Source organism: Streptomyces cellostaticus, from assembly GCF_001513965.1.
In the GTDB taxonomy this organism is placed as follows: Bacteria; Actinomycetota; Actinomycetes; order Streptomycetales; family Streptomycetaceae; genus Streptomyces; species Streptomyces cellostaticus.
Map to the genome: position 1 here is coordinate 50,827 of NZ_KQ948039.1, position 11,932 is coordinate 62,758.

Here is an 11,932-nt window from a genome sequence, read left to right on the forward strand (position 1 = left end):
GAAAAGTTGTGCACCGGCCGGGAAAAGTCCCAGCCGGGGCTCACCAGCCCTCGACACCCTTCGCGAGACGCCGGTGCCACCAAGGCGCGGTCCGCGCGGCCAGCGGGTCGGGAAGGGTGAGGCGCAGGTAGCGGCGGTCCAGCGGGGTCACCGCGCGCCGCAACTCGGCCCGCGCCCGGGGAGGGAGCCGGGGCAGGATGTCCGCCAGCGCGTCCCGGGCCTGCCGTACGTCGACGAGGGCGCAGCCCGGGCAGCTGCGACAGTAGGACTCGCGGGGGTAGCGGGGGCGGCGTCCCGGCGGGTGGAGGAACGCCCGGTAGCGCCGCAGGGCGCTGTCGGTCGCGCCGCGCGGGTAGAAGCCGGGGGAGAGGCGCTCCGCGCGGTGGATGGCGAGGCTCGTACGGCCGGACAAGCCGCGTATGCGGGCCGGAGGGGGCTCTTCCCAGATGCGGGGGCCGGGGGTCTTGCGGGCGCTGCGCAGAGCGCCTGGCCGGTTACGCGGCATCGGCCTTTCGGGGTGTGGTCATGAACTCCATGATGCCTGAGAGATCACTTGCCGTCACTGCTGTTACTGCCGTCACTGCCCGGCAGGGGCGGCACGCCGTCGTGGGAAGTGTCGGCCTCGCGCCTACGCTGGAGCGCCATGGGCTGGACAGCGCAGGACATCCCCGATCAGACCGGCCGCCTCGCCGTCGTCACCGGTGCCAACAGCGGGATCGGGTACGTCACCGCGCGGGAGCTGGCCCGCAAGGGGGCCCGGGTGGTGCTCGCCTGCCGGAGCGAGGTGCGCGGGCAGGACGCCGGGGACCGGATCGTGGCGGAGGTGCCGGGGGCCGAGGCCGAGGTGGAGCGGCTGGACCTCGGGGACCTGGCGTCCGTGCGGAGCTTCGCGGACCGGTTGCCGTACGAGCGGCTCGACCTGCTCGTCAACAACGCGGGCGTGATGGCGCCCCCGTACGGGACGACGGCGGACGGGTTCGAGACGCAGTTCGGGGTCAATCATCTGGGCCACTTCGCCCTCACCGGGTTGCTCCTGCCGAGGCTTCTGGTCACCCCGGGCGCCCGTATCGTGACCGTCTCCAGCGTCATGCACGCCCTCGCCGGCATCGACCTGCGCGATCTCAACAGCGAGCGGCGCTACCGGCGTTGGACCGCCTACGCCCGGTCCAAGACCGCCAATCTCCTCTTCACCCATGAGCTGGCGCGTCGACTGGCAGACCTCGACACCGACCTCGTCGCGGTCGCCGCACACCCCGGCTACGCCGCCACCAACCTCCAGACGGCCGGGCCGCGCGCCGAGGGGCGGCGGGGTGCCGAGCGGCTGATGGAGATCGGCAACCGTGTCCTCGCCCAGCCGGCGGAGGCGGGCGCCCTGCCCACGCTGTACGCGGCGACCGCGCCCGGAGTGCGGCCCGACTCCTTCTACGGGCCCTCCTTCGCGATGTGGCGGGGTGCGCCCGCGCCGTCCTGGCGGGCACCATGGACGCTCAACGACCAAGTGGCGACCAGGGTTTGGGACGCCTCGGTGCACCTGACCGGCGTGGACTACGGCGCTCTCCAGGTGTGACACACGGCCGCAACACCCCTTTCGTAATCCCGGCGCATGGTTGATCGTTGGGCCGTGCATCGATGGCGAATGTCAGGGGGCACATGATGACGAGCATCAGCCGCAGGACGCTGCTGGCAGCAGGCGCGGGCGCCGGACTGCTCACCGCATGCGGATCGAACACCGGGCGGGGCGGCGGGGGCGACGGCGGGGGCTCGGGGCCGAAGCTGTCGCAGTGGTACCACCAGTACGGCGAGACCGGCACCGAACAGGCCGTCCAGCGGTACGCCGCCGCCTACAAGAAGGCGCACGTCAGCGTGCAGTGGCGGCCGGGCAACTACGACCAGCAGACCGCCGCCGCCCTGCTCACCGGCTCCGGACCCGATGTCTTCGAGGTCAACGGGCCCACCCTCGACCAGATCCAGGGCGGTCAGGTCGTCGACCTCACCGAGCTGCTCGACGGGGTCAGGGACGACTTCAACCCGGCCGTGCTCACGCCCAAGACGTACGACGGGAAGATCTGGGGCATCCCCCAGGTCATCGACATGCAGCTCCTCTACTACCGCAAGAGCTTGCTGAAAGACGCGGGAGTCGAGCCGCCCACCACCCTGGACGCCCTGGTCGACGCTGCCAGGAAGCTCACCAGCAGCAAGGTCAAGGGCCTCTTCCTCGGCAATGACGGAGGAGCGGGTGTCCTCGGCGGGACACCCCTGTACGGGGCCGGACTGAGCCTCGTCACCGAGGACGGCAAGGTCGGCTTCGACGACCCCGCCGCCGCCCGCACCCTCGGCAAGCTGCACCGGCTCTACGCCGACAAGTCCCTCCTCCTCGGCGCCCCCACCGACTGGTCCGACCCCTCCGCCCTCCTCCAGGGCCTGACCGCCATGCAGTGGTCCGGGCTGTGGGCGCTGCCCCAGGTGCAGAAGGAACTCGGCGACGACTTCGGGGTGCTTCCCTTCCCGAAGGACGGCAGCGCGGGCCGGCCCTCCGTTCCCGTCGGTGCCTACGGTGCTGCCGTCAGCGCGCGCAGCAGGCACCCGGAGGCCGCCAAGGAGTACGTGAAGTGGCTGTGGGTCGAACGCACCGACCACCAGGAGGACTTCGCGCTCTCCTACGGCTTCCACATCCCGGCCCGGATCTCCCTCGCCGAGAAGGCCGCCAAGCTGAAGTCGGGCCCGGCCGCCGATGCCGTCCGGCTCAGCACCGAGCACGGCTATGCCCAGCCACTGCTGTGGACCCCGGCCGGGCAGAGCGCCTACCAGGACGCGCTCAGCCGGATCATCAAGAGCGGTGCCAGTGCGGACCGTGAGCTGCGGGCCGTCGTACGGAAGGTGTCGGCCGAGCTCGACCGTGTGAAGAAGAAGTCGTGAGCAGGCGCAACGCCCTCTGGTTCTGGGTCTTCGTCGGGCCCTTCGCCCTCGGACTCGCCCTGTTCACGTACGTTCCGCTGGTGTGGAGCGTGGCGCTCAGCTTCTTCGACGCCCACAACACCGTCACGCCCACGCACTTCGTCGGGCTGGACAACTACACGGCGATGCTGAAGGACGACGCGTTCGTCGACAGCCTGAAGACCTTCCTCGTCTTCACCGCGTTCATCGTGCCCGCCACCTACGTGTTCTCCCTGTCCCTCGCTCTGATGGTCAACCGCCTCAAGCGCGCCCGGGCCTTCTTCCGGTCCGTGTTCTTCCTGCCCGCCGCGTGCAGTTACGTCGTCGCGGCGCTCATCTGGAAGATGTCCCTGTTCAACGGGGTGCGGTTCGGGCTCGCGAACACCGTGTTGGGATGGTTCGGCGGCGATCCCGTCGCCTGGCTGTCCACCACCGACCCGCCCTGGTACTGGCTGGTCATCGTCACCGTACGGCTGTGGCTCCAGGCCGGCTTCTACATGATCCTGTTCCTCGCCGGGCTCCAGCGGATCGACCCGGTGCTGTACGAGGCGGCCGCCGTGGACGGGGCCCGGCCCGGCTGGACCGTGCTGCGGCACATCACCCTGCCCCAGCTGCGGGCCACCTCGGTCGCGGTGGTGCTGCTGCTCGTCATCAACGCCTTCCAGGCCTTCGACGAGTTCTACAACCTGCTGTCCGATGCCAGGGGGTATCCGCCGTACGCCCGGCCGCCGCTGGTCTACCTCTACTACACGGCCCTCGGGCAGGGGCAGAACCTGGGGCTCGGCAGTGCGGGGGCGGTGATCCTCGCGCTGGTCATCGCCGTCGTGACGGTGGGGCAGGCGCGGTGGCTGAAGCTGGGAAGGACGGACGCCGATGGATGACGCCCTGGTGCGGGCCGGGCGGGCGCTCAGGCTGGTGCTGCTGATCGCGCTCGCCCTGCTCTTCCTGATCCCCTTCTATCTGCTGGTCCGCAACGGCCTGTCGAGCGAGCAGGACATCACCTCGCCCGAATGGACCTTCCTGCCCGGTGAGTTGAGGTGGGAGAACGTCCGGGAGCTGTTCGACGACCCCTCCGTTCCCTTCGCCCGTACCCTCCTCAACAGCGCGCTGATCGCCGTCGCGACCACGCTCGGCACCCTCCTGCTCGCCTCCCTCGCGGGCTACGGCCTGGCCCGCATCCCCTATCGGCACGCGAACAAGGTCTTCTACGGCATCCTCGGCACCCTCCTGGTCCCGGCCGCCGTGACGTTCGTACCGAGCTTTGTGCTGGTGTCGTCGCTGGGCTGGATCTCCACGCTCCGGGGGCTGATCGTCCCGACGCTGTTCTCGGCCTTCGCCTGCTTCGTCTTCCGGCAGTACTTCCTGGGATTTCCCCGGGAGCTGGAGGACGCGGCGCAGGTCGACGGGCTCGGTCACTGGCGCACGTACTGGCTGGTCGTCGTGCCGAACGCACGGCCGGTGTTCGCGGCCGTCGGGACCATCGTGTTCCTCGGCGCGTGGAACTCCTTCCTGTGGCCCCTGGTCATCGGGCAGGACCAGAGCGCCTGGACGGTGCAGGTGGCGCTGTCGTCCTTCACCACGTCGCAGGTGATCCGGCTGCACGAGCTGTTCGTCGCCGCGGCCGTGTCGATCCTGCCGCTGCTCCTGGTGTTCCTGTGCTTCCAGCGGTGGATCGTGGCGGGGGTGGAGCGGTCGGGGATCGACTAGGCAGGGCCTCTTCGAGGGGGCGTCGGCCGGTTCAGCCCAAGGGGAGCGGGCCGGCCGTGTACAGGGCCTCGTCGAAGGCCTGGCCGGTGGTCGGGGCCTGGCCGACCGGGAAGGCGGAGACGGCCCGGCCGCCGACGACGGAGGTGGAGATGTAGTCGCCGACCATGCGGCCCTGGCTGGTGTTCGCGATCTGCGAGAGCGGGAACGGCCCGGTCAGCGTGGTGGCGGGGGTCCAGGAGACACCGCGGTTGACGGAGGAGATGTAGCCCACCTGGAGGCGGCAGGTGGCCGAGGTGCAGTTGGCGACCGGATAGAAGTAGTAGTACAGGCCGATCCGGGTGGTGGTTCCGGACGAGGTGGGGTCGACGGCGAGGCCGGGGAGGAAGTGGTCGACGCTGCTGGTGGTGGGGTCGATCGGCACACGGGCCACGGATTCCCAGGTGGTGCCGTTGGGCGAGGTGGAGTAGACGATGTCGTTGGCCGTGCAGTTCGCGCGGAAACGGCAGTCGTGCCAGGCGACGAAGATCCGCCCGGAGGCGCTGATCTCCGCGGAGGCGATTCCCCTGAGGGCCCGCAGACCGCCTGCGACGGTGTGGGCGCTGACCGAGGCGACGAGTGAGGTGCCGCTCCAGGAGGCGCCGCCGTTGGCGGAGTTGAAGACGCGGATGGCGCTTCCGTTGGCGGAGTAGGGAACGACGACGGTGCCGTTCGGCCGGACGAGCGGCTGTCCGGCGAGGCCACTCGGGGCGCCGGACGGAGTGATGGGCGCCGACCAGTGGAGTCCGCCGTCGGTGGACGTGCTCATCAGGATCCGGTTGCCGGCCGAGTTGTTGTCGACCTCGATGTAGCAGCGCCCGTAGAACGGGCTGGTGGGGGTGTTGTCGCAGGTGATCCACGGCTTGTCGTAGTTCGGCCCGTTGAATCCGACCGCTCTGACGGGGTTCTGCCAGCTCGCGCCGTCGGTGGTGGAGCGGCTGACGGTGACTCCGGCGCCGATGGTGCCGTTGGAGGTCGAGTTGAGGGCGAGTCCGGCGGCCAGCCAGGTGCCGTGCCGGGCGTCGTGGACGACCGACGGGTCGGAGACCCGGGAGAAGGCGCCGCCCTGGTAGACGGTGATGCCGGGGATGGTCCCGTGGGTCCAGGTGACTCCGCCGTCGGCCGACCGGGCCCAGCCGAGGCCGGAGGCGCCGCCGCTGAAGAAGCGGCCGTTCTGGGCGACCGCGATGACGGTGTTGCCGGCGGCGAAGGTGTCGGGCTCCACCACGGTGGCGTGCTGGCTGGCGGAGTTGGTGAAGGGGTCCGTGTCGATCTGCGTCAGGACGGGAGCGTCGGTGAGCCGGACGTCGTCGTAGAGGGTGACGGTGGGGTCGGCCTGGGCGTCGCTGCGGCTGGCCAGGCGGAGGGTGTAGTTGTGGCCCGGCCTGACGGGGGCGGTCGCCTGCTGCCAGCCGTGTCCCTCGGTGCAGGTCATCGGCAGGACGGTCGTGGTGACGCCGGTGGTGTTGTCCCTGAGCCCAGCCGTCGCCCCGCTGTGGGGTGCCCCGTCGGGGCAGCTGACGTCGTACCAGAAGGACAGCCGGCGTTCTCCCGTGCGCGCGTCGAAGGTCTGGGCGAGGGATGAGTCGCCTTTGGTGCGGCCGGCTCCGCCGACGCGTCCGGCGTACCTGCCGCTGTGCGCGCCGGAGCCGACCACCGCGGCCTGGCCGTCCCGGACCCAGCCGGTCAGAGTGCCGGTCTCGAATCCGCCGTTGGACACGGCGGCGGAGGCCGGGGGAGCGAGCAGGACCGGCGGGACGGCGAAGACGGCCGTGGCGGCGAGAGCGAAGAGGCCCTTGGTGCGCAGGGCGGAGAGGGAGAGCACGACCGGATCGTCATCGAGCGGGCCGCGGCCCGAGGGGCGACACACGGACGCGTCCCCCGGACGGACCGGCGTCCGGGGGCCTTTTCAGGGAACGGGGGTGCACACGGCTCACAGGGAGCCGCCGCTGTCCACCACCAGATCGGTGCCGACGAGCGAGGCCGCGTCGTCCGAGGCCAGGTAGAGGATGGCGGCCGCGACCTCCTCCGTGGTGGAGATCCGGCCGAGCGGGAGCGTGGCCTTCGCGCGCCGGGTCCGGTCCTCGTCCCTCTCGCCGGACCGCAGCGACATGGAGGTGGCGGTGGCGCCGGGGCTGACCACGTTGATGCGGACGCCGTCGCCGATGTGGTCGAGGGCGGCGCCCCGGCTGAGGGCGGTCACGGCGGCCTTGGTCGCCGCGTAGGCGGCGACTCCGGCTGAGGTGGTGTGCCGGCCGAGATGGGAGGACACGTTGACGATCGCACCGCCCGAGGGCTGGGTGCGCATCCGGCGGATCTGGGCCTGGAGGGCCAGGTGGACTCCGGTGACGTTGATGGCGAGCTGGGTGTGCCAGTCGTCCTCCGGCAGGTCCGCGAGGGGCTGCCCGCCCCGGAGGACACCGGCGTTGTTGACGGCCACGTCGAGCGAGCCGAAGCGCTCGACGGCGGCCCGGACGAGGGCCTCGGCGTCGGTGGCCCGTGAGACGTCGGCGGTCACCGCGAGGGCCTTGCCGCCCTGCTCCTCGATCAGCCGGACGGTCTCGTCCAGCGGCTCCGGCCGGCGCCCGGCCACGACCACCTGGGCGCCCTCCGCCGCGAGGGCGAGCGCCACGGCGCGTCCGATGCCGGAGCCGGCGCCGGTGACCAGGGCGGTCCTGCCGGTGAAACGGGTGGTGGTCATGAATCTCCCCTTTTCTTGACCGATCAGTTCAGTATGGGACCGTGAAATGCGACCCTCGGTGGAGGGGTGTATCAGTCGAGCAGGGCCAGCGCCTGTTCCGCCGCGTCCCGGACCCGGGCCGGGTCCGACGACGCCTTGCCGACGAGCCGCAGGCCCTGCATCAGTACCAGCAGCATGCGGGCGAGGGTGAGCGGATCGCGGTCGGCGGGCAGCTCGCCCTGCGCCTGGGCGCGCACGAGTGCCGAGTGCAGTGCGGTCTCGATGTGGTCCCAGTTGCGCTCGACGTGCCGCGCGGCGGCCGGGTCGTGCGGGGCCAGCTCGGCCGCCGTGTTGGTGACCAGGCAGCCGTTCAGCCGCAGGTGCTCGTCGGCAGCCTCGGCCGCGAACCGCCGTACGACCGCTCGTGCGGCGGGCAGTGCGGGCCCCGGCTGCGACAGCTCGTGCACGATCCGCGTCAGGCCTGCCTGCTCGTAGCGGTCCAGTGCCTTCAGGTACAGCTCGTGCTTGTTCCCGAAGGTCGCGTACAGGCTCGCCCTGCCGATGCCCAGGTGCTCCACCAGGTCGGTCATCGACGTCGCCTCGTAGCCGCGTCGCCAGAACAGCTCCAGGGCCGACTGCAGTGCGGTGTCGGGGTCGAACTCCTTGGTCCTGGCCATGGTCGACAGGCTATGCCTTTCTGAAACGATCAGTCAAGATCTCGTCGTATTCACTCGAACGAGTGATACACGGCGCCGGGTGCAGCCCTCACCCTGGTCTCAGGCCGTCCGGACAGACCACCCGGACGGAGCGACGGGGGAGAACTTCATGACGGTGCTGGAGAACTCGACGCGCAGCCTGAACAAGGCCACGCACACGTCCGTGGACCTGCCCGACGCCGCCCAGGGCGAGCTCAGCCGGGCGCATGAGAAGGCGGCGCTGCTGCGCGCGTTACAGCTGCGGCCCGGCGAGGTGGACGCCGTGCTTCGGACGCAGCAGGACGTGGCGGCGCCCGGGGAGGTCTGGGAGGTCGCGCGGCGGTTCGAGCCACCGGCGGCCGGGCTGCTCGCACCGCGCGCCGCCGAGGTGGCGGACGTGGATCTCGACCACATCGCGGCGGTCGGCAAGGCCGTACTCGCCCACCGGACCGAGGAGCTGGAGCGAGCCGGAGCGCCGGCAGCGCAGGAGGACCCGCGGGCGCACGCCGTACGGCAGACCATGGTGGCGTCCGCGTCGGCGGCGGTGGGGGCGTTCGAGAACGCCGTGAAGGTGGCGCCGATCGGAATGCTGCACCTGGAGCGGATCGAGATGGCCCCCGCCGGGATCGAGCGCGGCGAACTGCTCGCGACGATCCCCCTCGCCCCCGGCGAGCAGACGAGCGTGGTGCACAAGGAGTGGTCCGTCACCGACGAGGAGTTCTCCACCATCGTCACGGACTCGCTGGAGAACGTCAGCGAGAAGGGCGTCACCGAGAAGTCCGAACTGGCCGAGGCGACGTCGTCGCAGTCCAAGCGGAACCAGCAACTGGGCCTGGACGCCTCGCTGTCGGGGTCGTACGGGATGGTGACCTTCGCCACCAGCATGAAGTTCTCCACCTCGCTGGAGACGGAACAGTCGGTCAAGGACAGCCGTACCCACGCGTCCGAGGTGACGGCCAAGGCGGCCTCGCGGGTGCGCAAGGAACGCAAGGTCACGATCCAGACCAGCACGGAGTCAGGGCAGCAGGAGACGACGACCCGCACGCTGGTCAACAACACCCCGCAGGCGATGCGCATCGACTACTACTCGATGATGCGCAAGTGGCGGGTCCGGCTGCTCCAGTACGGGCTGCGGCTGACCTACGACCTGGCGATCCCCGAGCCCGGGGCGACGCTGCGGACGGTGTTCACGCAACTGCACGACCTGGACGCGCAGATCGGGCAGCCCTTCGTGTTCGACCTGCCGGCCTCGGCCATCACCCGGGCGAACTACCAGGACAAGGCGGCGTTCTACGGCGCCTCGGTGCCGGAGCCGCCCGGTGCGGAGGACAAGAAGACCATCGGCGGGCCGGTCTCGGGGCTGCCCACCTCCAAGGACGACCGGGGCTGGCGCTTCTACCAGGTCGAGATCGGCGTCCCGGACGGCTACCGCATCGACAAGGTCTTCATCGACGCGATGCTCGGGGTCACCCAGGGCAACGGGCGCACCTTCGTCATCATCGGCATCCAGCCGCCGCTGTGGCCGACCACGAACAGCCCCGGCGACTACCACCAGGAGCTGCCCGGCTTCCTCCAGGGCCGCACGGGCCGCCAGGTCATCTCGTACATGCTGCAGGACGTCGACGTCGCGGACGTCCAGTTCGAGATCACCATGGTCCCGACCGAGGAGTCGATGGCCGCCTGGCGCTTCGCGGTGTGGCAGGCCCTGCGGGACGCGGCACGGGACCGGTACGCCGAGCGGATCCAGGCGCTGGTGGCCCGGCGGGAGGAGATCCGGGCCCAGCTCGGCGATGTGGACACCCTGACGCTGCGCCAGGAGGAGCGCGAGGAGGTCATGAAGGGCGTGCTGCGCTGGCTCCTGGGCCCGGGGTTCGACTTCATGCCCAAGGACGTACGCGACCTCTTCGGCAGCGGCGGCATCCCGGGCACCGCCTTCACGGGCAACGAGCTGGGGCTCGACGCCGCCGGATGGGCGACGATGTTCCGCTACCAGGAAATGGTCAAGTTCCTTCAGGAAGCCATCGAGTGGGAGAACCTGCTGTACTTCCACTACCCGTACTTCTGGGACCACCCCCAGGCCTGGGAGTTCGTCCGCACGATCCGCCACCCCGACCCGATCCGCCAGCAGTTCCTGCGGGCGGGCAGCGCACGGGTCGTGGTGACCATCCGGCCGGGCTACGAGGACGCCTTCGCGGCCTTCATCGACCGGGGCAACTTCGGTGACGTACTGCCCCCCGGGCACCCGTATCTGACCATCGGCCAGGAGATCCGGGCGTACGACCAGGCCAACTATCCGGGCATCCCGCCCGCGAACCCGGAGAGCGCCTACCGTCCGCTGCTGTCACCGGCGCAGCGCCGGGCCTGGACGGACATCCAGAAGATCATCGGCCTGCTCGACAAGTACCACGACGCCCACGGCACCTACCCGACCACCGCCCAGGGCCTGGCCGTGCTGGCCCCGCTCGGCCAGGTGCCGCTGCTCGACCCGTGGAACCGGCCCTACGTCTACCGGTCACCCGGGCTGCGCAACGACTACGAGGTCTCGTCCCTGGGCGCGAACGGTGTCGCAGGCGGCGACGGCGACGACGCGGACATCACCAGCTGGGCCCCGGCCTCCCTGGTCGCCGAGTGGTACGAGTACACCGCGTCGCACGGCACCGACATCCAGGTCAACACCAGCCTGCCGGCCATGGGTTAGGCCGGGCCGATGCTCGTCGGCTTCAACTACCCGTGGCCCGGCAACCAGTACATCACCATCGGGCCGAACGGCGACGCCCAGCCGTGGCTGAAGCGGATGACCGCCGACGGCAAGCAGCTCCAGCTCGCCAAGAACCTGGCGGACCTGAAGGCGGCGGGCATCAGCGTCGTACGGATGTGGCTGATGGGGGACGGCAACAACTACGACGGTACGGTCATGGCCGCCTACGACGGCACGTGGCGGAAGATGTTCTGGGACTTCGCACCGCCCGCCCGGGTGCACCAGCGGTTCCTGGACGACTTCCGGGCCATGCTGACGGTGTTCCGGCAGGCGGAGATGCGGATCGTCCCGGTCCTGATCGACTTCGCGTTCCTGGACCAGCCCAAGCGCTACAGCGGGCTGCTCCAGACCATCCCCTATCCGGACGTCCCCGTGGCGACGAACAGCAACTTCGCCGGGGGCCGCAGTGCCATCGCGCTGAACCCCGCATACCGCGCCACGTTCATCGAAGGCACGCTGAAGCCCCTGCTGGATGTCGCCAAGGACTTCAAGGAGTCGATCTATGCCTTCGACGTCTTCAACGAGCCGTACTGGTGCGTCGCCCCGGTCACCGGCGGCCTGTTCGGGCCGCACCTGGACGCGAAGGCGGTCGCCGGCTTCCTGAGCGACTGCGTGGCCGCGGTCAACGCGGCGGGGCTTCCGTCGACCGTGGGCCACCGCCTGCTGTCCGACCTCAGCGGCTACTTCAAGGACAGCCGAGTCACGAAGCCGCAGTACCACTACTACGCGAAGTGGTATCTCCCCGGCGACCGGTTGCAGCCCGTCTCCACGCCGCCGGCGCCCTTCCTCGGCGAGTTCGCGGCGCTCACGGACGGCGAGTTCGAGGCGTACAAGAAGTCCGGCAGATACAACAAGGGCGAGCTGGACGCCCTGGAGATCACTCTCCCCACGTGGCCCGCCCTCGGCACCCAGAACGACGACCCCCAGCGGATCCTGCCCGCCCGGCTCGCCGTCATGGCCAACCTCGGGTGCGAGCTGGCCATGGTCTGGCCGGACGGATCGCGCAAGATGCGCACCACCGCGGACGACGACTCCGTGATCGACCTCGCCGCGGTGAAGCTCGCGTCGATCACGGGCGTCAGGTTCACGAAGGGGATGGCGCCCGTCATGTGACGCACAGGG

Annotated in this window: 10 protein-coding genes; 6 read left to right on the forward strand and 4 right to left on the reverse strand. The window is 70.4% G+C overall.

Annotated features, from left to right (window positions below; genetic code table 11):
* Window positions 1-40: 40 nt before the first annotated feature.
* Window positions 41-412 carry a hypothetical protein gene (locus AQI88_RS33560; protein ID WP_244184441.1) on the reverse strand — a complete coding sequence of 124 codons (372 nt, stop codon included), beginning with the start codon at window positions 410-412 and terminating at the stop codon, window positions 41-43.
* A 231-nt stretch (window positions 413-643) separates the two neighbouring features.
* Here AQI88_RS33560 and AQI88_RS33565 point away from each other — a divergent pair, with 231 nt between their 5' ends.
* The 4 genes from AQI88_RS33565 to AQI88_RS33580 all read left to right on the forward strand — a co-directional run bounded on the left by AQI88_RS33565 (window position 644) and on the right by AQI88_RS33580 (window position 4,641).
* The gene (locus tag AQI88_RS33565) at window positions 644-1,567 is read left to right on the forward strand and encodes an oxidoreductase (protein WP_067006565.1); all 924 of its coding nucleotides are present in this window, start codon (window positions 644-646) and stop codon (window positions 1,565-1,567) included.
* A gap of 86 nt (window positions 1,568-1,653) precedes the next feature.
* Window positions 1,654-2,916, forward strand: coding sequence for an ABC transporter substrate-binding protein (locus AQI88_RS33570; protein WP_208615979.1), 1,263 nt, complete (start codon window positions 1,654-1,656; stop codon window positions 2,914-2,916).
* Window positions 2,913-3,815, forward strand: coding sequence for a carbohydrate ABC transporter permease (locus AQI88_RS33575; RefSeq protein WP_067006568.1), 903 nt, complete (start codon window positions 2,913-2,915; stop codon window positions 3,813-3,815). The genes AQI88_RS33570 and AQI88_RS33575 overlap by 4 nt, the downstream gene beginning before the upstream one ends.
* Window positions 3,808-4,641 (forward strand): carbohydrate ABC transporter permease, encoded by an 834-nt coding sequence (locus tag AQI88_RS33580; RefSeq protein ID WP_067006571.1) that lies wholly within the window; start codon window positions 3,808-3,810, stop codon window positions 4,639-4,641. The genes AQI88_RS33575 and AQI88_RS33580 overlap by 8 nt, the downstream gene beginning before the upstream one ends.
* Before the next feature lie 31 nt (window positions 4,642-4,672).
* On the opposite strand, the gene AQI88_RS33585 is transcribed toward AQI88_RS33580, so the two are convergent.
* The 3 genes from AQI88_RS33585 to AQI88_RS33595 form a co-directional block, all read right to left on the reverse strand.
* Complete coding sequence (locus AQI88_RS33585; protein WP_067006574.1) at window positions 4,673-6,502, reverse strand: exo-alpha-sialidase; 1,830 nt, start codon at window positions 6,500-6,502, stop codon at window positions 4,673-4,675.
* A 108-nt stretch (window positions 6,503-6,610) separates the two neighbouring features.
* A complete protein-coding gene (locus AQI88_RS33590) occupies window positions 6,611-7,378 on the reverse strand; it encodes an SDR family NAD(P)-dependent oxidoreductase (RefSeq protein WP_067006577.1) in 768 nt (255 codons plus the stop codon).
* 71 nt (window positions 7,379-7,449) lie between these two features.
* Window positions 7,450-8,034: a TetR/AcrR family transcriptional regulator gene (locus AQI88_RS33595; RefSeq protein WP_067006586.1), complete on the reverse strand. Its 585-nt coding sequence runs from the start codon at window positions 8,032-8,034 to the stop codon at window positions 7,450-7,452.
* 148 nt (window positions 8,035-8,182) lie between these two features.
* On the opposite strand from AQI88_RS33595, the gene AQI88_RS46190 reads away from it, so the two are divergent.
* Both AQI88_RS46190 and AQI88_RS33605 read left to right on the forward strand, forming a co-directional pair.
* Complete coding sequence (locus AQI88_RS46190) at window positions 8,183-10,750, forward strand: type II secretion system protein GspG (RefSeq protein WP_067006589.1); 2,568 nt, start codon at window positions 8,183-8,185, stop codon at window positions 10,748-10,750.
* Window positions 10,751-10,759: 9 nt separating this feature from the next.
* On the forward strand, window positions 10,760-11,923 hold the full coding sequence (locus AQI88_RS33605; protein WP_067006591.1) for a hypothetical protein: 1,164 nt from the start codon (window positions 10,760-10,762) through the stop codon (window positions 11,921-11,923).
* Window positions 11,924-11,932: the final 9 nt, after the last annotated feature.